Here is a 21,760-nt window from a genome sequence, read left to right on the forward strand (position 1 = left end):
TGCCTATGTAAAATTCAAAAAATTTTAAGCACAAATCCACGAAAAGATTGATATCATAGGAAATACATTTTATTAAAAAGTGAATTTGTGCCTATTTACTGTCGAACTCGGGTTAAAATATATCTCCACTCCAAACAAAAAAGCGTTCCTTTCAAGGAACGCTTTTTAGCTTATTTTTTCAAATTATAGAATGCGGAAAGTCCGGCGTATTCGCCCATTCCGGCAAGTTCGTCTTCAATGCGGAGGAGCTGGTTGTATTTTGCAACCCGGTCGGTACGGGATGGAGCACCGGTTTTGATTTGCCCTGCATTTGTTGCTACCGCAATATCGGCAATTGTTGCATCTTCCGTTTCCCCGGAGCGGTGGGAAATAACAGCCGTATAGCCGGCACGTTTAGCCATTTCGATGGCATCAAAGGTTTCAGTTAACGTACCGATCTGGTTCACTTTAATCAAAATAGAGTTGCTGACACCTTGTTCAATTCCGCGGGCAAGGCGTTTCGTATTTGTAACGAATAAGTCGTCTCCTACTAGCTGGACACGATCACCTAAGCGTTCGGTAAGCAGCTTATGGCCTTCCCAGTCGTTTTCGTCCAAGCCGTCTTCAATGGAGACAATCGGATATTTGTTTACCATTTCTTCATACCAATCTACCATCTCTTCGGAAGTGCGGGTAACCCCTTCGCCTTTCAAGACGTATTTGCCGTCTTCGTACATTTCCGACGAAGCAACGTCCATGGCAAGTTTTACTTCTTCGCCAGGTTTGTATCCGGCTTTTTCAATAGCTTCCACAATCGTTTGCAATGCTTCTTCGTTGGAAGAGAGGTTTGGTGCAAATCCGCCTTCATCCCCAACTGCCGTGTTCAAGCCTTTTTCGCTTAACACTTTTTTCAGCGAATGGAAAATTTCTGCACCCATGCGAAGGGCTTCTTTAAAGGAATCGGCTCCTACCGGCATCACCATAAATTCTTGAATATCCACGTTGTTGTCGGCATGTTCTCCGCCGTTTAAAATATTCATCATTGGCGTAGGAAGAGTTTTCGCGTTAAATCCACCTAAATACGTATATAATGGAACTTCCAGCAAATTAGCGGCAGCATGGGCACAAGCCATGGATACACCTAATATGGCGTTGGCGCCGAGTTTGCCTTTATTTTCCGTTCCGTCCAATTCAATCATCGTTGCATCGATAATATTTTGGCGGGTAACATCAATTCCGACTAATTCCGGGGCGATAATTTCATTAACATTTTTAACTGCCTGTTCTACCCCTTTACCTAAGTAACGGTTTTTGTCACCGTCCCGCAGTTCAACTGCTTCGTATTCTCCGGTTGATGCGCCGCTTGGCACAAGCGCACGGCCGAAACCGCCGGACTCAGTTGTCACTTCCACTTCCACCGTCGGATTTCCGCGGGAGTCTAACACTTCACGGGCATAAACATCAATAATGTATGGCATATTGTTCATCTCTCCTTTATTATTCAAACCAGTTTAATCTATTGCTTTTTAATTAATGAAGTTCCTGTCATTTCCTTCGGTTTTTCTACACCTAATAAATCAAGCAAGGTTGGTGCCAGGTCGGCAAGAATGCCTCCGTCCCGAAGTTCAATTCCTTCTTTCGTCACTATAACAGGCACCGGATTTGTCGTATGGGCAGTCATCGGTTTGCCATCGAGGGTAACGACTTCATCGGAATTTCCGTGGTCGGCGGTAATAATTGCATGGCCGCCAAGTTCAAGAATTTTATCGACGACTTTGCCTAAACATTCGTCTACTGCCTCTACCGCTTTGATTGTCGGCTCCAGCATCCCCGAATGCCCTACCATATCCGGGTTGGCATAGTTTAAAATAATCGCATTTGGCCGGTCCTCTGACTCCAATTCCTGAAGCAGCGCGTCGGTCACTTCATAAGCGCTCATTTCCGGTTTTAAGTCGTAAGTAGCGACTTTCGGGGAATCGATGAGAATCCGTTTTTCTCCAGGGAATTCCTGTTCCCGGCCGCCGCTCATGAAAAAGGTGACATGCGGATATTTTTCCGTTTCGGCGATGCGCAGCTGTTTTAGTCCGTTTTGAGACAAAACTTCGCCAATCGTATTATCCAAGTTCACCGGCTTATAGGCGACATAGCCGTCCACCGTTTCACTAAAATCGGTAAGCATGACAAAATCTAAATTTTTCGGCACTCCAGGCCCCCGGTCAAAATCATGAAAATCTTCGTTGGCAAAGGTGCGGGAAATTTGGATAGCCCGGTCCGGACGGAAATTATAAAAGATAATGGAATCTCCGTCTTGTACTTTGCCGACCGGCTCTCCCGCTTCATCAACAATGACCGACGGAATGACGAATTCGTCGTAAATGCCGTTTTTATAGGAGTCTTCGATTACTTCGAGAGCGCTTCGATATTTTGGACCTTCGCCGTAAACCATGGCATCATAAGCTTTTTTCACCCGGTCCCAGCGCTTGTCCCGGTCCATGGAATAATATCTGCCGGAGATCGTAGCAAATTGGCCGACACCGTATTCCTTCATTTTTTCCTCGGTCGCTTTAATATATTTCTCTGCTGTTTTCGGTCCGACATCCCGGCCGTCTAAAAAGCCGTGGACATAGACTCGTTCTAAACCTTGGTCGCTGGCCAGCTTGAGCAGTGCGAACATATGGTTAATATGGCTATGTACCCCGCCGTCAGAAAGGAGCCCGAACAAATGTAATGCGCTATTGTTTTTCTTCGCATGTTCAATCGATTTCAGGAAAGCTTCCTTTTCAAAAAACTCTCCTTCTTTAATCGACAGGTTCACCCTCGTTAAGCTTTGATAGACGATTCGGCCAGCACCGATATTTAAATGGCCGACTTCCGAGTTTCCCATTTGGCCTTCCGGAAGGCCGACCGCTTCCCCGCTCGCCTTAAGCTGGCTGTGAGGATACGTATTCCAATAGCGGTCAAAATTCGGTTTATTTGCCTGTTTAACCGCATTGCCAAATTCCTCATCCCGAAGGGCAAAGCCATCGAGAATGATTAAAGCTGCTAATTTGTCCTGACTCATTTTGCTCCTGCCTCCACTAGCTGTAAAAAGGATTCTGCTTCCAGGCTGGCGCCGCCGACGAGCGCGCCGTCAATATCCGGCTGGGATAGCAGTTCATCGATGTTTGCTGGTTTGACGCTGCCGCCGTATTGGATAATGATTTTGTCTGCCGTTTCCTTGGAAGCAATCTCTCCTACTACTTTCCGGATATGGGCACATACTTCATTGGCATCGCTGCTCGATGCAGTTTTGCCCGTGCCAATTGCCCAAATCGGTTCATATGCGATAATTGTTTTTCCAATTTGATCTGGTGATAGCCCTTTTAACGCTTCCTTCACTTGGGTCTCCACGACCGACATCGTTTCGTTTGCTTCCCGCTGTTTCAGCGTTTCCCCTACGCAAACGATTGGAATAAGCCCGTGTTTCATTGCAGCGTGAACTTTTTTATTCACTGTTTCATCCGTTTCCGCAAAATATTCCCGGCGCTCCGAATGGCCAAGAACGACATGGGTAACCCCAATATCGTGCAGCATAACCGGGCTTACTTCGCCGGTAAACGCCCCGCTCTCTTCAAAATGCATGTTTTGTGCGGCAATCTTTACTTTCGTTCCTTTTGCTTTTTCCACCAAAGCAGGGAGGAAAGGAAAGGCTGCACAAACAATCGCTTCGACTTTCTCGTTTTCCGGTACTTTTCCAGAAATATTTTCCAAAAATGCTTCGGCTTCCGATAGCACTTTATTCATTTTCCAGTTTCCTGCAATTACATGTTTACGCATTGTTTCACCTCAGTAATTTTTGATTGTCTATGCGGTAACGTTGGCAAGTCGTTTCAGCTATCTATTCTTTATCATCTAAAGCGGCTACTCCTGGAAGAACCTTTCCTTCCATAAATTCTAATGAAGCACCGCCGCCTGTGGATACGTGGTCCATTTTTTCAGCCAGGCCAAATTTTTCTACTGCCGCTGCCGAATCGCCCCCGCCGATAACCGTGTAGCCATCGGTTTCCGCTAGTGCTTCAGCAACAGCTTTCGTACCATTGGCGAAGGCATCCATTTCAAATACCCCCATCGGACCATTCCAAATAATTAACTTCGATTCTTTTACAATTTTGCTATATTTTTCTCTCGTTGCCGGCCCGATATCCAATGCTTCCCAATCTGAAGGGATTTGATCAATCGGCACAGCTTTCGTGTTTGCTGTTTCGGAAAAATCATCCGCAACGACGGCATCAACCGGCAAGACGAAATTGACGCCCTTTTCTTTTGCCTTAGCCATAAATTCCTTCGCTAGCTCAATTTTATCTTCTTCCAGCAATGACTTTCCGATTTCATGGCCTTGCGCCTTAATAAAGGTGTAAGCAAGACCGCCGCCGACAATCAGGTTGTCCACTTTTTCCAATAAGTTTTCAATCACGCCAATTTTATCTTTAACCTTTGCTCCGCCGATAATCGCTGTAAATGGACGTTCTGGATTTTCCAGCGCTTTGCCAAGCACATCGATTTCCTTTTCCATTAAAAATCCGGCAACGGAAGGAAGTTTCTCAGCTACTCCCGCGGTGGATGCATGGGCACGATGGGCCGCACCGAATGCATCGTTTACATATAAATCCGCCATATCTGCAAAGGCTTGGGCGAGCTGTTCGTCATTTTTTTCTTCCCCGGCTTCAAAACGGACGTTTTCGATGAGCAAAATATCGCCCTCGGAAAGCCCTGCAATTGCTTCGTCCACTTCCGGACCGAAAACAGCATCCGTTTTCACAATTTCTTTGCCAGTCAAGTCGCTGAGCCGTTTCGCCACCGGGTCGAGGCGCAATTCTTCAACTACTTGACCTTTCGGGCGGCCGAGATGGCTGGCAAGGATGACTTTAGCACCTTGGCTAGTTAAATATTCAATCGTCGGAAGTGCTGCCTGAATCCGGGTATCGTCGGTAATTTCCCCGTTTTGCATCGGAACATTAAAGTCTACACGGCAAAAAACTTTTTTTCCTTTAACTTCCACATCTTTTATCGATTTTTTATTCATGTTCAGCCTCCAAATTACGTTATCATTGTCAGTATTTTCCCCGATTTCCATTATATACATAATCGCTGGAGTTTGAAAATAAAGTTTTCAAGTGAAAAAGGGGAAGGTATGCCTCCTCCCCCCTTTTTATGCTGGCTGTTTTACAGTCCTTGTTTTGCCATATAAACGACTAAATCGACACAACGGGTTGAATATCCCATTTCGTTGTCATACCAGGATACGACTTTGACAAAATTGTTTTCCATTACCATCGTAGATAATCCGTCCACAATGGAGGAATGGGTATTTCCGATAATATCTCTTGATACTAACGGTTCCTCGCTATATTGTAAAATACCCTTTAATGGTCCCTCTGCCGCTTCTTTGAAGGCATTATTAATATCATCGACAGTTACAGTTTTTTCCAATTCAGCAACCAGGTCCGTTAAAGAGCCGTCTGGAGTTGGAACACGAACTGCCATTCCGTTCAGTTTGCCGTTTAATTCTGGAAGTACAAGTCCCACCGCTTTTGCTGCCCCAGTTGTTGTCGGAATAATGTTTTCTGCTGCTGCTCGAGCACGGCGGTAATCTTTATGCGGCAAGTCTAAAATTTGCTGGTCGTTTGTGTAAGAATGAATGGTCGTCATTAAACCGCGCTTAATGCCAAACTTGTCATTCAATATTTTTGCGAATGGCGCCAAACAGTTTGTCGTACAAGATGCATTGGATACGACATGATGGCTGCTCGGATCGTACTTATCATGGTTTACTCCCATGACAATCGTTAAATCTTCATTTTTTGCCGGCGCGGAAATAACTACTTTTTTCGCTCCTGCTTCGATATGTTTTTTCGCATCTTCTGCGTTGGTGAAACGGCCGGTAGACTCAATAACGATATCTACACCAAGGTCGCCCCAGCCTAATTCAGCCGGATCTCTTTCGGAAAGAACTTTAATTTCTTTGCCGCCGACGACGATATTTGTGCCATTGACAGACACTTCTTCTTCCAAAATTCCGTGGATAGAATCGTATTTCAATAAGTGGGCCAACATATTTGCATCCGTTAAGTCATTCACTGCAACGATTTCCACTTCCGGATTGTTTAATGCTTGGCGAAATACGTTTCTTCCGATTCTTCCAAAACCGTTAATTCCAACTTTTACTGTCATGTTCATTCCTCCTGAATTTTTATATATTAAAAGAGGCTTCCCTCTTACATCAACTGCTATGCACCGGTAAACGCCAATTCTTACTCCAACTGCAATATTTCCTTTGCGGCTCCTTCATCGGTTATTAGGACATTTGTTTTCCTCTGCTTCAGAAATGACGTGATTGCCTTCGCTTTCGAGCGTCCTCCGGCAACCGAAATCACCGCATCCATCGTTTCCAGATCTTCTAAATGAATGCCTAGCGTCCTTACTTTATGAACGATGTTGCCATCTTCATCGAAGTAATAGCCAAAGGCCTCCCCCATCGCCTTCTCACTGACTAGCCGCTCCACCGTTTCCGCATCCGTATTTCTTCTCTTAGCGAGTGTCAGTGCATCGCCAATTCCGTGGATGACGATATTTGCTGTTTTCAATTGTTCCAACGTATTTTGGATGGAAGGTTCATGTACTAGCGAATGATAGGCTGTTTCACTTAAAGGATCCGGAACGTACAGCAGCCGGTAATCTCCTTTTGCTTTTTGTGCCATTTGGGCTGCGATGCCATTGGCCTGGTTTTCCACCTTTTCGCCAACGCCGCCGCGGGCAGGGACAAACAGGCACTTTTGCTGCAGCGGGGACATCACTTCAGCAACTGCAGCCATCGTCGTTCCTCCAGTAACTGCTATCGTAGAAGGCTTCTTTACTACTTTTTTCAGAATCGTGACACACGCTTTTCCCATTTCCCGCTTGACCTGTTCGTACGTATCACTATCGCCGGGAACGATGACAACTTCTTCAACTTTTAATTTTTCCCGAATTCTTTCTTCTAACATAGAAAGACCTGTTATTTCTCTCATGAATTCAGCCATCTGTTCAAGAAGTAATTTGCCCTCTTTCGACAGATACATACCTTTCGAGGTCACTTCCAGCAGTCCTTGCTGATGCAGAAAATCGATTTCACTGCGGACTTGCCGTTCTGTGGCGTTTAATTTTTCCGCTAACGCTCTTCTGCCAATGGGCTCGAAGCTATAGACGCTTTGTAATATGTAATATCTTTGCCGCATGACCTTCAACAAGTCTGGAACAAGTTTTGTTTGCAGTTTCACCAATGACTTCATCGATAAGGAAACTCCCTTTTACAATTGCTGGCTTTAATGTGTCCCGGCGGGTAAATTTTTGTCCCGTTTACGATTTTATTATATCATAGTTTTTTTTCAATACAAATAAATATGCATGGTTGTTTTAGAGCAGATGAAAATCAAGTCCTTATAGGAAATTAGGATGCATATAATTGGGACAAGTACTTATACAGGAGGAATTTGGATGTTTAGCCTGATTGAGAAAGCTGTTTTATGGATGGCATTTTTCCGGGTCATATCCGGGTCGATTGAAATTTTTGCAGCCTATTTAATGGTAAAATTCAATCAAATCGATAAAGCGTTGATTATTACCAGCTCGTTAGCATTCATCGGGCCCGATTGTTCTTGTAATAACGATTACGATTGGATTAGTCGGCATGGCCGATAAATTTTCTTACGGGAAATTTTTTTGGATTTTCCTTGGCGTCTGTTTGGTGAAAAAATAAAAGGGGAACATTTTGCTTGCGATAGCTTCTTCCGAAATAAAAAATGCGTCGCGAAACAGCAACGCATTATTTTTCACTTTCTTCCTTTAATAATTGTTCAATGGAATCATAGTTGATTTCTTCGCAGTTTAGCTGCCTTCCGTTTACTTCGATAACTGGAATAAGCAAATGGTATTTTTCCAGCCATTCATCATTCGTATAAATATCCCGAAATTCAATTTCGTGGGGATAGTCCCTTTGAAATAAAGATAATAGCGCTTCTGCATCATCACATAATGAACAGATTTCTTTCATGTAAAATTTTACTTGCAACATTTATCGCTTTCTCCTTTTCGTCGATGCTGGTATATGCAATTGTTCCCGATATTTCATAACGGTTCTCCGAGCGATGTCAATATCGTATTCATCCAATAGCCTTTCTTTAATTGCCTGATCAGATAACGGTTTTCGTTTGTTTTCCATATCGATCATTTCCTGAATCAAATATTTAATGACGTTGGACGCGGTCTTTTTCCCATTCTTTTGTCTTACTCCCGAAGGCAGAAAATATTTAATCGGGAAAACTCCTTTTGGGGTCTGGACGTATTTTTGGTTAATTGCCCTGCTGATAGTGGATACGTGCAAATCCAATTCATCAGCAATATCGGAGAGGGTCAGCGCTTTCATCATCATGATGCCATGTTCAAAATAATCGTACTGCTTCTCTACGATTAACGTTATGATGTCTTCGAGCGTATTCGTGCGGTAATGGATTGCTTGCTTGAGCCACTCTACCTGCCGATATTTTTCTTTCAAAAAACTGTCGGCTTCTTTTTCCATCCCCATTAAATTGTGATACATATCAGAGATTTTAATCGTCGGATTCGCCCATTTATAAAATTTAATTTTCCAGCTGCCATTTTCTTTGAAAATCATCGCCTCTGGGATAATGTATTCCGGCTGCTGGGTATTCAATAATAACCCTGGTTTCGGGTGACAAAGCTTGATGGAATCGATGACTTCCGCCGCAATTTCTTCCGTTGTTTCATAGTATCCGGCGATCTCTTCTACGTTTTCTGTGGCAACCCACTCTAAATGGTGCTCCATTAAATCCATCACAAAGGGATAGTCTTTTCCCATCTCCTTTAACTGGAGGCTGATGCATTCGCTTAAATTGCGGGCGCCAATTCCCGTCGGTTCCAGCGACTGGATATAGGAAAGGGCCTTTTCCGCCATCGGGACCGTCGTCCGGCAATCTTCTGCCCACGTTTCCAGATCAATATCCAAGTAACCGTCATCATTTAACGAATCGATGCCGTATTCAACGACGGGTTTTAATTCCTTTGGAACCTTCACCCCGGATAGCTGAAACTTTAATTTATCATACATCGTCTCTTCTTTTCGGTTAATATCGATGGATACGTCTTCCGAATGGGATTTCCGGTATTGCTGGATATCATAGTCGTAATTTACTTCTTCAATGAGCGGATTTTCTTTCACCACTTCATTGATATAATCCGTTAATTCGATGCTTGACAATTGGAGGATGTGAATGGACTGCAGCAAAGTTTGATTCATTTTCCATTGCAATGTCTGCTGCTGAATCAAATTTGGTTTCATCCCTTCCCCCCCCCTCCTTCAAATCGTCTTTCTTTTATTTTGCCATGTTCCTTCCATAATGTCACTAAATTGACAATACTAATAGAAAAAAGATAATATTTTACTATGTTTTTCTAAATTCAGGAAAGAGGTGAGCGAATGGCATCACAAAAAGTTAAAGAACCGATTCCCCATATGATTCGCCGGTACATAATGCTGTTTATCGGAGCGAGCTTAGCGGCAGCAGCAATTGAACTGTTTTTAGTGCCGAACACGATAATCGACGGCGGAGTCATCGGGATTTCCCTTCTCGTCAATCACCTTTCAGGAATTAATTTCGGGATACTCGTGCTCGTGATTAACTTGCCGTTTTTAATTGCCGGCTATCGCCGCATCGGCTTAGATTTTTTATTTTCTTCTTTATTCAGTATCGTTGCCCTATCCGTGGTGGAATCCTTGTTAAAAGGAATCAGCCCGGCAACGGATGAAACGCTCCTTGCCACTGTATTTGGCGGTCTGATTTTAGGGGCTGGTGTCGGGATTGTCATCCGGAATGCGGGAGCGCTGGACGGAACAGAAATTCTTGGAATTATTGTAACGAAGCAAATGCCTTTTTCCGTCGGGGAATTTGTTATGTTTATCAACGTTTTCATTTTCGGCTGGGCAGGATTCGTCCTCGGCTGGGAACAGGCGATGTTCTCGATTTTGACTTATTATATCGCTTCGAAAACCATTGACGTCGTCGGTCAGGGAATTTTAAACGAAACGAAGGCTGCCATTATCGTTTCCAGTCTCTCCGATGAAATCGCCGAAGAAATCGGCAACGAACTTCGCCGGGGCGTAACGATGTTTTACGGAAAAAATAACTACCATGATACGGATACGGAAGTGTTGTATGTCGTAATTACCCGGCTGGAAGTGTCAAAATTAAAAGCAATTGCCCACACAATTGATCCTAAAGCTTTTATTACGATAATGGATACGCAAGAGGTCCATGGCGGACGATTTAAAACGAGCGGACATTAATTTGGTTTGCAGATGCCACGACAAAATTGGTAGAAAACCGATATATTCCAAGCAATGCCGATATGTTGGCTAAAAATGCTGATTCCATGGATGAAGGTTCCGCAATATAAAAAATGGAGACAGCTAGAGCGGCTGTCTCCTATTTTAAATAAGAGCGGGCAGTCCCACTGATTCCTTCCCCGCATATACCACCTATTTTTCTGTTCTTTATGTTTCACTAGCATTTGAATAAGGTAACAATTATCTCCATAAAGGAAAAAAGTACTTTCGCTTCTTCTTGAGAAATGCAGCTTTCCTATCATCCATCGTCACCGCAAATATGCTGCTAAAAAAATGCACAATCTCAATCAACATCAAACGGAATATGTAAGTTATATGAACAGTACATTGCCGGTATATTTCTACCGCTCTACCACTTTGTTTTCCATTTTGCCGATGTTTTCAATTTCCAAAGTAACCACGTCCCCGTCTTGCAAAAATTGCGGTGGATTCATGGCAAAACCGACCCCGTCAGGAGTTCCTGTTAAAATGATATCCCCCGGTTGTAATGTAATAAGATTCGTAATAAATTCCAGCAAATACGGAACGTCAAAAATCATTTTCCCTGTATTGGATTGTTGACGGAGCTCGCCGTTAACATAGGAACGAATCGCCAAATTGGAAAATTCGCCAACTTCATCCTTCGTTACCACCCATGGTCCAATCGGTGTTGTCCGGTCTAACGTTTTTCCTTGCAGCCATTGCTGGGTCCGCTTTTGCAAATCCCGGGCAGAGATATCATTTCCGATTGTAAATCCTAAAATATAATCTGCCGCTTCTTCCCGGCTAACCTTTGTCGCCTCTTTGCCAATAACGACAGCCAGTTCTACTTCATAATCCAGCTGTTCCGTTGCCGATGACTTCTCTATTTCGTCATCCGGTCCAATAAGCGCATTGCTAAACTTGGAAAAGAGAACTGGAAATTCCGGTACATCACTATCCATTTCGGCGGCGTGGTCCGCATAGTTTTTCCCAACACAAATAATTTTCCGCGGTTCTGGAATTGGCACGCCGAGCCGTACTTCTTCCCTATCTAATCCGGTAATGCCGGCATCCTTAGCGTAATCATAGGCTAGCTTCGCCTTTTCAAGCACAGTTTCACCAAGGGAGAAAAATAGATTCGGATCCGCCGGCATTTCGTGGGTAACCTTGGCAAAAGAAGCATCTTCATTTTGCGATTGCAGCCATTTTTGATAGGCATGTTGCACATCGATAACTTGGCCGTTTAAAATAAAACCGACACGGCTGCTGTTGGCAAAGTTACTAACGTAATAGTTTACAAGTTTCATCTATCTCCCATCCTTTCTCTATTAATACCATCATACTAGATAACGAGCTAATTTTACAAATATTATAAAAATGGATTCCTATTGTTCAATAAACCTTCAAATATTACAGGATTGTTCGTGCTATACTAGAAGTAAATGACAGCGATATTCAGGAGGTAAACTATGGTTAAAAAATTACTGTTCCCGATTTTACTTTCGATGATCCTTATACTTGCTGCCTGCGGCGGAGAGGAACAAACAGACGAAGACAGCCACGGTCATGACGGCCATTCTTCCGGTGAAGAAGAACTCGTTGCCATTGAAGTGGATTTCCAGGTTCCGGAAACCGCAAAAGTAAATGAAACGGTTGAACTAGTAGCGACTGTAACCTATGGCGATGAACTGGTAACCGATGCTGATGAAGTTACCTTTGAAATATGGGAACAAGGTGACGAAGAGAACAGCATCGAGATTGAAGCAACGAATAATGGAGACGGCACCTATTCTGCAGAAACAACCTTTGACAAAGCCGGCATTTTCGAAATGTATGCCCATACTACAGCAAGAGACATGCACACGATGCCGAAAGTATCGATCACGATTGAAGAATAATACACACGTTTAGTGTGTATTTTTTTTATTTAAGACCGATTGCAGGAACGGCTAAATTCATGTAATGTATGGAATAATAGTAAATTTTCGCTAAAGGAGTAAACCGAAAAATGACAAATGCCTCAGCAAAGACAATTTGGGAAGAATATAAACAGCTTCATCCGGATGCGCCTGATAATTATGTCGCATGGGCATTCGGAGATTCGAAGGAAATGGCGGACGAGCTGCTAGAGTTAGTATTAAACGGAACTAAAACCGCCACCGCCTCCAACTATTCGCTTTACGGAGAAGAAGACGAATTGCCTTACCCTGGTCTGCATAATATCCTGCTCGACGGCAATGGCGAAGCAAAAGCGATTGTTGTTACAACCGATGTAGATATTGTCCCCTTTGATGAAGTCACGGAAGAACATGCATATTTGGAAGGGGAAGGGGATCGCTCACTGGAATTTTGGCGCAAAAGCCATGAAGACTTTTTTACAAGGGAAATGGAAGAAGCAAATCTTACCTTCCATACGAAAATCCCGGTTGTTTGTGAAAGGTTTAAACTCGTGTATAAAAAATAGATTGCTAGCTATTCGATAATTTCAAACGTCTCCAATCTTTGTACACATCGTACAGGCTTACGGCAAATACAATCCAGAGAAAGATATTGTTCAGGCTAAGGCCTGATTGGGACTCGCCGCCGGCCAAGGTGAAAACTGCGATTAAAAACAAAATATAAAAATGAAAACATATAGCGTAAGCAACGTCGGAAAGACCGGCTTCTCGCGTTCTGCCAATAAATAACAAAAGAATAAACAATGCAAAATTTATTTTTTCAAGATGAAAATCGGGAAGTACGGTTCCCGGAAAATAATCATTGATTAACAGGAATGTATAAATAATAAAGGGAAAAAGATTCATTGCAACGTTCCAACCTATTTTTTTCATCGGCGGCATCTCTCCTTTGTTATAATTACAGTTTATATTATTTTATAACAAACACCATTAAAATTTTATAATTTTCAATAATTTAATTCAGGAATAGAAAGGATTGTATACATATGCATGATAAAAATATCGTCCTTATCGGTTTTATGGGAACCGGAAAAACGTCAGTCGGCAAAAAACTGGCAGCACGTCTCAACCGAGAATTCGTCGATATTGACGAGGTTATTGAAAAAGAATTCGGCATGCCGCCAACGGAAATTTTCAAAACTTATGGGGAAAAAACTTTCCGGCAAAAAGAAAAAGAAGTGATTGAAAGATATTGCCAGCATTCCGGAAAGGTGCTGTCTCTTGGCGGCGGGGCCTTCCTGCAGGAGGAAGTCAAGAAAATTACATTGGAGAAATGTTTCGTCATTTTTCTCGATATTTCTTGGGAAATATGGAAGGAACGAATTCCGCGTCTGATTAGTACAAGGCCAGTGCTGCAAGGGAAAACACTGGAAGAAACCGAAGAATTATTCCGTTTCAGACAAACGATTTACAACGACTATCATTTAAAAATCGATACGGACCGAAAGTCGGTAGATGAAGTAACCGAGGAAATTGTGCAAAAAATCCAGCTTTGAGAAAAAGGAGGTGCTCCGCTTTGGAGTCCCTCCTTTTCATTAGTTTTTCATTCTCGGGTCTAATGCATCCCGCAATCCATCACCAATTAAGTTAAATCCTAAAACGACAAGCATGATCGACAATCCCGGTGCCAGCAGCGTCCATGGGGCCAATTGGATGAATTCCCTTGAATCCGCTAGCATTTGCCCCCATTCCGGAGTTGGCGGCTGGGCTCCGAGACCGAGGAATCCGAGGGCTGCCGCTTCCAAAATTGCTGTACCGAAACTTAAAGTTGCCTGAACGATAATCGGCGCGACACTGTTCGGCAAAATATGATGGAGAATAACCCGGCCGCTTTTCATCCCTTGAGCTTTTGCCGCCATAATAAATTCCTCTTCCCGCAAACTAATCACCCGGGAACGGACGAGCCGCCCAAATATTGGAATATTGACGACGGCAATGGCGAGCAGCGCATTTTCCAATGATGGGCCAAGTATAGCCACAATGGCAATAGCAAGCAAAATACTCGGAAAGGCTAGCATAATGTCAAAAATCCGAGAAATGAGCATATCGATCCAGCGGCCAAAATAGCCGGCAAGAATACCGAGCAAGGAACCGAAAACGAGCGCACCTGTGACGGCGAAAAAGCCAACTTGCAGGGAGACCCTCGCTCCATAGGCAATTCGCGTGAAAATATCCCTTCCTAAATGATCTGCTCCGAGCAAATATTCTTCCGACGGCGGGTGCAGCCGGTCCGCCAAATTTTGCTGATCATAGGAATAAGAAGTGAACAATGGCGCAAAGATGGCAACGAGAATAAAAAATAATATAATCGCAAAGCCAATAATCGCGAGCCGGTTTTTCCGCAATTGTTTCCAACCATCACGCCAGGGAGAAACAGCTTCCGTTTCTTCTTCATCCATGACATTGTCGTCATTCGGGGGAAGGTTTTGTTCTTGTAATTGATTTTTCTTTTCTTCCAGTTTCATCCGTAACCCCCCTAATACTTAATCCTTGGATCAATTTTTTTGTACAGAATGTCAACAATGAGATTAATAATGACAAACATAAATGCAATGACGAGAATCCCGGATTGAATCACTGGATAATCCCGGAAGGAGATGGCTTCATATACATATCTGCCGATTCCCGGCCAGCTGAAAATCGTCTCCGTTAAAATAGCTCCCCCTAAGAGTACCCCCGTCTGCAGACCGATGACCGTTAAAACAGGAATAGTTGCATTCTTTAATGCGTGTTTGTAAATGACGAGGAATTGTCCTCCCCCTTTTGCCCGAACGGTACGGATGTAATCGGATTTCATCACTTCCAGCATGCTGGAACGGGTCATCCGGGCGATAATCGCCATCGGTATCGTCCCTAACGCAATGCTAGGCAAGACTAGATGTTTTAGAATCGTTATCGTCCGTTCAAAATCTAAATGGATGAGGGAGTCTAAGACGTAAAAGCCGGTTATCTCCGCTATCGGGTCCCTGCTGTCCTGTCTTCCATAGGCCGGAAGCCAGCCAAGTTCCTGGGCAAAAATCCACTGTTCCATAAGGGCCAGCCAGAAAACCGGCATCGATACACCAATCAGGGCAAATACCATGGCAAGAAAATCAAACCAGGAGTTTTGTTTCCATGCGCTGATAATTCCCGCATTGACCCCAATAATAACAGCAAAGAGCATGGCAAAAAAGGTTAATTCCATTGTTGCGGCGAGATGAGGCCAAATTTCCTGGGCAATTTCTCCCTTGGATTTTAATGACGTACCTAAATCCCCTTGCAATAATCCCATAATGTAATTTCCGTATTGGACATAGAGAGGTTCATTTAACCCCATACGTTCTTCCAAGTCGGCAATCGCCTGGGCTGGAGCCCCTTCCCCCAGGATGACTTTAGCAGGATTTCCGGGAATCAGATGGACGATGGAAAACGTAATCAGTGTCATTCCGAATAAGACAGGTATAAGCATCAGTAATCGTCGCATCACATAAGCAAACATGTACTCACCTCTATTCTTTATGCAACTGGCCTATGTAATGAAAGGAGGGGTAGCAGCATGTAACTGCTACCCCAGCCAATTAGTTCGCTAAATCAACTTCAGCTAAAGATTCACTTGTGGAAGGATGCGGCACGTAATTAATTACATTATCCGATATAGCCAATACAGGGGTAGAATGCACTAATGTTGCCATTGGCGAGTCATCGTTGATGATCTCCTGTGCTTGACTATATAAGTCGGCACGTTCATCCTGATCTACAGCCCGTTTAGCCCGGTCTAGCAGTTCGTCCACTTCTGGATTTTCATAGTATGTGTAGTTACTGCTGCCTTTGTTCGAACTATGAAGCAAGCTGCTCAAGAAATAGTCCGGATCCCCGTTTGTACCAGACCAGCCAAGGATAAACAATTCTGTCTCTCCATTTTGAGTCAGCTCTAAGTATGGAGCCCACTCATGGCTGGAAATCGTTACATTCACGCCAATTTCTGCCAAGTTATTTTGGACGATTTCGGCTACAGTTTGCGGATCTGGCATGTACGGTCTCGATGTTGGCGACATGACGAGCTCAATATCAAACCCGTCAGCTAATCCAGCTTCAGCTAATAATTCTTTTGCCTTTTCCGGATTATACTCATAATCCTCTACATCATCGTTATAGCCTAAGTAAACTGGCGGCAATGGGTTTTTCGATGTCGTTGCATATCCTGCGTATAACGCGTCGGCAATCGCTTGTTTATCGATTGCATAACGGATAGCCTGACGTACTTCTTTCTTGTCTAGCGGCGGTTTTTCGGTATTCATGCCGACATAACCGAAGTTGTTTTCAGCACGAGTCAATAATGTTAATCCATCTTCACCTTCAACTACTGCTGCATCGTCCGGATTCAAGTCATCCATAATATCCACTTCTCCGCTTCGGAGAGCAATTAATCTTGCAGATGGATCAGGAATGACTTGGAAAATAACTTTATCCAGTTTTGGCAATCCTTCTACACGGTAATCTTCAAACTTTTCCAGTACGATGGAATCGTTCTTTGTCCAGCTGACAAATTTAAACGGTCCGGTTCCTACTGGATGTTCACTAATATCTGGTCCATATTCCTCCAATGCTGCTGGAGAAGTAATTGCAAAATAGCTCATACCGAGGTTTTGCAAGAAAAATCCTAACGGCTGGCTTAACTTAAATTCAATTTCATAATCATTGATAACGTTAATTTCTTCGATGACATGGCCTTCGTCACCTTTATATCCGCCAAACATCGTTCCATACATGGAATATACAAAGCCATCATCGGCAAAAGCATATTCATGTTCTGGATCTGCCCAGCGTTCAAAGTTAATTTTTACTGCTTCGGCATTGAATGGGGTTCCGTCATGGAATGTTACCCCTTCTTCCAAATAGAAAGTATACGTTAATCCGTCATCGGATACTTCCCAGTCTTTTGCCAGCGCAGGTTTGAGCTCAAAGGATTCTTTATCAAATTCCAGCAATCCTTCTAATATTTGTTTCGTTACACGGGAAGACTCACCATCCGTTGTACTGCCCGGATCCAGACTTTCCGAGTCTCCGCCGCGGGCAAAGACGAGCACTTTCTCTCCGGAAGCGCTTTCTTCTGCCTCCTCACTGCTTTCTTCTGTACTTTCTTCAGTGCTTTCCGTTTCGTCGGATGCTCCTTCATCTGATTTTTGCCCTCCATCCCCGCTGCACGCTGCTAAAAAGAGCACGAAGGAGACGAGTAGCATGAGCAGCCAACTTGATTTGAGCTTCATTCATTTTCCCCCTTTAAGTTTAATATCTATTTCATTGCTTGTCATTGTAGAGATGACAAGCAACAAAATGATGATCTTCCACCGGAGCAAATTCCGGTCTTATTTCTTTACAAATATCCATTGCCAACGGACACCGGGTATGAAAGGCACAGCCTGTTGGAGGATTTTGCGGATTCGGCACATCCCCCTTAAGGATGATCCTTTCTTTTTTAATATCCGGGTCCGGTTCGGGAACCGCAGACAGGAGTGCTTTCGTATATGGATGTTTTGGGTCTTCGTAGAGCTTTTCCTTCGTTGTCAGTTCTACCATTCTGCCTAAATACATGACTCCTACCCGGTCGCTAATATGTTTTACCACGCTTAAATCGTGGGCAATAAAAATGTATGTGAGATGAAATTGTTCCCGTAGTTCTTCCATTAAATTGAGTATTTGCGCTTGTACCGATACGTCCAATGCGGATACCGGTTCATCGCAAATGATAAGCTTTGGATTGTTTGCCAAGGCTCGGGCAATGCCAATCCGCTGCCGTTGTCCCCCGCTGAACTGGTGGGGATATCTTGTCGCATGATACCCGTTTAAACCGACAACTTCCAATAATTCCCGCACCCGTTCTTTCCGCTCCTTCGAATTTTTCATTCCGTGGACGAGGAGTGGTTCGCTAATAATTTTTTCTACAGTGTGCCGCGGGTTTAACGACGCATACGGGTCCTGAAAGATAATTTGCATATCTCTTCTTAATTTCCGCATTTCCCCTTTAGGCAGTTCGAGGATGTTGCGGTCTTCAAACTTCACTTCTCCGTCGGTTGGTTCAATAAGCCGCAAAATCGACTTCCCTGTCGTCGATTTGCCGCAGCCGGATTCTCCAACAATACCTAATATTTCTCCCGGCATAACGGAGAACGATACATCATCAACAGCCTTTACTTCACCGGTTTTTCTGCCAAAAACACCGCTGCGGATGGGGAAGTATTTCTTTAGTCCGTTAACTTCTAATAGTGGAGTTGACATCGCTCTCCACCCCGCTTTCCTTTTCTTCGTATAAAAAGCATCGGCTTTTACGGTTATTTCCTAGTGAAATTAGTTCTGGATCTGCTTGAAAACAGCGGTCAAAAGCAAATTCGCATCTTTTCGCAAACCGGCAACCAACCCGGCCAAGCTTCGGCTTCGGTACCGTGCCTGGGATGGAATATAGACGCTGCTGTTTTTCTCTCAGTTTCGGCAACGACTTAATCAGCCCTTGCGTATAAGGGTGTTTTGGATCCTTTAATATTTCTCTCGTCGATCCTTCTTCTACTACTTGTCCAGAGTACATAACTACTACTCTGTCACAAATTTCGGCAACAACACCTAAATCATGGGTGATTAATAAAATGGCTGTATTTTTTTCTTTATTCAGCTTGCGCATTAAGTCTAATATTTGCGCCTGTATCGTTACATCCAATGCGGTAGTAGGTTCGTCTGCAATCAATATTTCCGGATCCCCGGACATAGCCATCGCAATCATGACCCGCTGACGCATTCCGCCTGATAGCTGATGGGGATATTCATGGACGATAGATTCTGCCCGTGGAATGCCGACTTGTTTCAGCATGTCAATCGATCTTTGCAATGCTTCCTTTTTTGATATTTTTTGATGCAGGCGAAAAGCCTCACTCATTTGATTGCCGATGGTAAATAACGGATTTAGCGATGTCATTGGCTCCTGAAAAATCATCGAAATCTCTTTTCCGCGGATTTTCTTCATCCTTTTCTCTGAAGCCTTCGTTAAATCTTCTCCTTTAAAATTAATTTCGCCACCGACAATCTTCCCTGGGGGACTGGGAATAAGTCTCATGATGGATAACGATGTAACACTTTTACCGCAGCCGGATTCTCCTACGACACCTACAACTTCTCCTTTATGTATTTGGAGGTTAACTTTATCTACAGCCGGTATTTCTCCACTATCGGTAAAAAAGTGGGTGCTTAAATCTTTTAACTCTAGTACAGTCTCAGCCATAACTGTCCCCCTTTTTTGAATTGTATAGTTAAATTATAATATACAGAAAACTAAAATATTTATCAAGGAATAATTATATTCTCCTTTTTCGAACTATTTTGCTTAGGAAAAAAGTTATATTTTGATACCTATCACGAGAAAAAATTATGGAAACTAGCTTTCTTGAAGAATGATAGAAAAAGGGAAAAATAGTGGGAGCGGATATAAGATCCGATAGATGGGTCTTAAAGACTGACAAACAAAATAAATATGTATCCGGGAATTTAAATATTTTACAGAAACAAAAAAAACGAAAACTGCCAGGGAAGAGAATCTGAATCGTTGTGTTGCCATTTGCCTTAGGCATAAAAAGAAACAAGGGACAGAAAATTGTTTCTGTCCCTTGCTTTCCTTAAGTTTAATTGACGCGCCCAGGAGGATTCGAACCCCCGACAAACCTGGTACCGGAAACCTATCGAGCTTGTTTTTCCTCATTTTAAACCGATAATTATTACATGCTTATTAAATTATATATAAAACAGTCCAAAAGACACTTGACTTTTATATAGTATGAATTTTATAATTACTTTAATTTTTATAAAAAGAAGGATTTTATGAGACATATTAAATCAACTTTTATTCTTATGCTATCTTGTCTTACCATTGTTGGATTATTTCCACAGTTTTCTTATGCATCAGATAATAGCATTACACCTCAAGCGTGCCCTGAAGCTGGTTCGTATATTACTAGCTACAGGTCACACACTACATCAAAAAAGACAGAATTTACTCATTACGCAACTAACAACAGTAATTCTACTGATACCGTCACTAGAACTGTTTCTATTTCACATTCAGCTACTGTAAATATTGGCGGGGAAGCTTCATTCAAAGTATTAGCAAGTGGTGCCAAGATTTCTGCAAATGTTGGCTATGGGTTTAATGGTACAAAAAGTCTATCTACCACTTGGTCAATACCAAAAGGAAAATGGAAGTTAACGGCCGGAAGTTGTTGGGTGAAATCTACGGGTACAAGATACAAAGTTGTGCCACCTTGTAAAAACACAAACCCTACAACTGTTACAGCGAACTACACTTATGCTACTTGGTCAGATAAGGTTAAACAATAGTAAAATTCATTTATTATTGTACGTACATTAATTAGCGGGATTTCTCATTATATATCACTTTTCCTCCTTGTATTTTTGAGGTGAAAATTCCTATTATTTTTGGTCTTTCATAAAGTTCTAAAAAGGAGTAAATAATGCTAAAGTACATTTGGGGAACTATTTTAGTCCTATTCGTTTTAACAGCATGTCAATCAGACAACGAAAATGATAAACGAGATCAATCTTCAATTAAAAATATTGAGCAAGCAACAGTAGATCAGCCTAAAAGTGAATCAAAGGAACAAACAATATCATTGGAGAACAAGTTAATACCACCAAAATTCATTATTACGCGTTTTGAAATGAATTATATAGAAGATAAAAATGAACTTCTTTTCAAAATGAACTATGAATTTGATTCTGAGATATATGAGATATTAACCGAAGGTAATCAAGAGATTCACTTTATTCTTGAATACCCTGAAAACTTAGTGGATATTCTAATGCAATCACATAGTGATGTAATCATTGCGGAAAAACCATCAGATTATAACACAAAATATCAAGTTACTTTTGCTAAAGAAATAGAATTAACACAAGCTGAAGTGGCAAAGATTAAAAAAAATATCTCTGGTTTTAATTTATTAATTGCAGATAGTCAAAAAGATATTATTTCTCAATTTATTGATTTATATGGATTTAATCAATACGCCCCTGAAAAGTCAAATAACACATATTTAGATGAATAAAGACAAACCCCAATAAGCAAATAATAATAAAAATGGCAAGGGATTGGAATTCACCGAACCCTTGCCATTCTTGAATTTTAATGACGCGCCCAGGAGGATTCGAACCCCCGACAAACCTGGTACCGGAAACCAGTGCTCTATCCAGCTGAGCTATGGGCGCATATTCTTTTCTCAAGCACATAGAGTATTATAGCGTGTTTTTTTTAGATTGGCAAGTCTTTTTTTACATTAGTATGTGTCAAGTTTTTCTCGATGTTGTTTTTATCATGCTATTTCCAGCACTCTATTTTTGTACACTTTTTTCGGCTACCGCGCTGTCGCTTGCTGGCCTCGACGTTTTT

Annotated in this window: 21 protein-coding genes, 1 tRNA gene and 1 pseudogene; 7 read left to right on the forward strand and 16 right to left on the reverse strand. The window is 42.6% G+C overall.

The features are described from left to right. Window positions 1–170: 170 nt before the first annotated feature. The 6 genes from eno to IEV18_RS13645 all read right to left on the reverse strand — a co-directional run bounded on the left by eno (window position 171) and on the right by IEV18_RS13645 (window position 7,286). Entirely contained in the window at window positions 171–1,457 is a 1,287-nt protein-coding gene (gene eno / locus IEV18_RS13620; RefSeq protein WP_188392940.1) for a phosphopyruvate hydratase, read from the reverse strand. Window positions 1,458–1,495: 38 nt separating this feature from the next. Continuing rightward, on the reverse strand, window positions 1,496–3,040 hold the full coding sequence (gpmI, locus tag IEV18_RS13625; RefSeq protein ID WP_188392941.1) for a 2,3-bisphosphoglycerate-independent phosphoglycerate mutase: 1,545 nt from the start codon (window positions 3,038–3,040) through the stop codon (window positions 1,496–1,498). After that, a complete protein-coding gene (gene tpiA / locus IEV18_RS13630; RefSeq protein ID WP_188392942.1) occupies window positions 3,037–3,795 on the reverse strand; it encodes a triose-phosphate isomerase in 759 nt (252 codons plus the stop codon). The genes gpmI and tpiA overlap by 4 nt, the downstream gene beginning before the upstream one ends. Window positions 3,796–3,856: 61 nt before the next feature. After that, the gene (locus tag IEV18_RS13635) at window positions 3,857–5,041 is read right to left on the reverse strand and encodes a phosphoglycerate kinase (protein WP_188392943.1); all 1,185 of its coding nucleotides are present in this window, start codon (window positions 5,039–5,041) and stop codon (window positions 3,857–3,859) included. Window positions 5,042–5,181: 140 nt separating this feature from the next. Continuing rightward, window positions 5,182–6,189 (reverse strand): type I glyceraldehyde-3-phosphate dehydrogenase, encoded by a 1,008-nt coding sequence (gap, locus tag IEV18_RS13640; protein ID WP_188392944.1) that lies wholly within the window; start codon window positions 6,187–6,189, stop codon window positions 5,182–5,184. A gap of 80 nt (window positions 6,190–6,269) precedes the next feature. Continuing rightward, window positions 6,270–7,286 carry a sugar-binding transcriptional regulator gene (locus IEV18_RS13645; protein ID WP_188392945.1) on the reverse strand — a complete coding sequence of 339 codons (1,017 nt, stop codon included), beginning with the start codon at window positions 7,284–7,286 and terminating at the stop codon, window positions 6,270–6,272. Between the two features lie 205 nt (window positions 7,287–7,491). Here IEV18_RS13645 and IEV18_RS13650 point away from each other — a divergent pair. Beyond that, window positions 7,492–7,753: pseudogene (locus IEV18_RS13650) on the forward strand (YqhV family protein). A 66-nt stretch (window positions 7,754–7,819) separates the two neighbouring features. Here IEV18_RS13650 and IEV18_RS13655 read toward each other — a convergent pair. Beyond that, the gene (locus IEV18_RS13655; RefSeq protein ID WP_188392946.1) at window positions 7,820–8,068 is read right to left on the reverse strand and encodes a glutaredoxin family protein; all 249 of its coding nucleotides are present in this window, start codon (window positions 8,066–8,068) and stop codon (window positions 7,820–7,822) included. Further along, a complete protein-coding gene (gene rpoN, locus IEV18_RS13660) occupies window positions 8,069–9,352 on the reverse strand; it encodes an RNA polymerase factor sigma-54 (RefSeq protein WP_188392947.1) in 1,284 nt (427 codons plus the stop codon). 138 nt (window positions 9,353–9,490) lie between these two features. On the opposite strand from rpoN, the gene IEV18_RS13665 reads away from it, so the two are divergent. Continuing rightward, a complete protein-coding gene (locus tag IEV18_RS13665) occupies window positions 9,491–10,357 on the forward strand; it encodes a YitT family protein (protein ID WP_188392948.1) in 867 nt (288 codons plus the stop codon). 401 nt (window positions 10,358–10,758) lie between these two features. Here the strand turns inward: IEV18_RS13665 and IEV18_RS13670 are convergent, their stop codons facing one another. Continuing rightward, window positions 10,759–11,685 carry a fumarylacetoacetate hydrolase family protein gene (locus IEV18_RS13670; protein WP_188392949.1) on the reverse strand — a complete coding sequence of 309 codons (927 nt, stop codon included), beginning with the start codon at window positions 11,683–11,685 and terminating at the stop codon, window positions 10,759–10,761. Between the two features lie 162 nt (window positions 11,686–11,847). Here IEV18_RS13670 and IEV18_RS13675 point away from each other — a divergent pair, with 162 nt between their 5' ends. Further along, window positions 11,848–12,276, forward strand: coding sequence for a FixH family protein (locus IEV18_RS13675; protein ID WP_188392950.1), 429 nt, complete (start codon window positions 11,848–11,850; stop codon window positions 12,274–12,276). A gap of 110 nt (window positions 12,277–12,386) precedes the next feature. After that, a complete protein-coding gene (locus IEV18_RS13680; RefSeq protein ID WP_188392951.1) occupies window positions 12,387–12,842 on the forward strand; it encodes an ASCH domain-containing protein in 456 nt (151 codons plus the stop codon). 4 nt (window positions 12,843–12,846) lie between these two features. On the opposite strand, the gene IEV18_RS13685 is transcribed toward IEV18_RS13680, so the two are convergent. After that, on the reverse strand, window positions 12,847–13,209 hold the full coding sequence (locus tag IEV18_RS13685; RefSeq protein ID WP_188392952.1) for a hypothetical protein: 363 nt from the start codon (window positions 13,207–13,209) through the stop codon (window positions 12,847–12,849). A gap of 113 nt (window positions 13,210–13,322) precedes the next feature. Between IEV18_RS13685 and IEV18_RS13690 the strand changes: the two genes are divergently transcribed. Further along, window positions 13,323–13,832, forward strand: coding sequence for a shikimate kinase (locus IEV18_RS13690; protein WP_188392953.1), 510 nt, complete (start codon window positions 13,323–13,325; stop codon window positions 13,830–13,832). Between the two features lie 39 nt (window positions 13,833–13,871). Here IEV18_RS13690 and IEV18_RS13695 read toward each other — a convergent pair whose 3' ends face one another. The 5 genes from IEV18_RS13695 to IEV18_RS13715 all read right to left on the reverse strand — a co-directional run bounded on the left by IEV18_RS13695 (window position 13,872) and on the right by IEV18_RS13715 (window position 19,582). Continuing rightward, on the reverse strand, window positions 13,872–14,735 hold the full coding sequence (locus IEV18_RS13695) for an ABC transporter permease (RefSeq protein ID WP_229733659.1): 864 nt from the start codon (window positions 14,733–14,735) through the stop codon (window positions 13,872–13,874). 77 nt (window positions 14,736–14,812) lie between these two features. Continuing rightward, window positions 14,813–15,814, reverse strand: coding sequence for an ABC transporter permease (locus tag IEV18_RS13700; protein ID WP_188392955.1), 1,002 nt, complete (start codon window positions 15,812–15,814; stop codon window positions 14,813–14,815). A gap of 79 nt (window positions 15,815–15,893) precedes the next feature. Further along, on the reverse strand, window positions 15,894–17,582 hold the full coding sequence (locus IEV18_RS13705; protein WP_188392956.1) for an ABC transporter substrate-binding protein: 1,689 nt from the start codon (window positions 17,580–17,582) through the stop codon (window positions 15,894–15,896). A gap of 31 nt (window positions 17,583–17,613) precedes the next feature. Beyond that, entirely contained in the window at window positions 17,614–18,591 is a 978-nt protein-coding gene (locus IEV18_RS13710; RefSeq protein WP_188392957.1) for an ABC transporter ATP-binding protein, read from the reverse strand. Continuing rightward, window positions 18,566–19,582 carry an ABC transporter ATP-binding protein gene (locus tag IEV18_RS13715; RefSeq protein WP_188392958.1) on the reverse strand — a complete coding sequence of 339 codons (1,017 nt, stop codon included), beginning with the start codon at window positions 19,580–19,582 and terminating at the stop codon, window positions 18,566–18,568. Before IEV18_RS13715 ends, IEV18_RS13710 begins: the two co-directional genes overlap by 26 nt. Before the next feature lie 593 nt (window positions 19,583–20,175). On the opposite strand from IEV18_RS13715, the gene IEV18_RS13720 reads away from it, so the two are divergent. Together IEV18_RS13720 and IEV18_RS13725 are read left to right on the forward strand one after the other, a co-directional pair. Continuing rightward, a complete protein-coding gene (locus IEV18_RS13720) occupies window positions 20,176–20,691 on the forward strand; it encodes a hypothetical protein (RefSeq protein ID WP_188392959.1) in 516 nt (171 codons plus the stop codon). A gap of 134 nt (window positions 20,692–20,825) precedes the next feature. Further along, a complete protein-coding gene (locus IEV18_RS13725; protein WP_188392960.1) occupies window positions 20,826–21,419 on the forward strand; it encodes a hypothetical protein in 594 nt (197 codons plus the stop codon). Window positions 21,420–21,503: 84 nt separating this feature from the next. Here IEV18_RS13725 and IEV18_RS13730 read toward each other — a convergent pair. After that, a tRNA-Arg gene (locus IEV18_RS13730) sits at window positions 21,504–21,579 on the reverse strand. Window positions 21,580–21,760 lie beyond the last annotated feature (181 nt).

This window comes from Compostibacillus humi (assembly GCF_014637175.1).
GTDB lineage: Bacteria > Bacillota > Bacilli > Bacillales > Amphibacillaceae > Oceanobacillus > Oceanobacillus humi.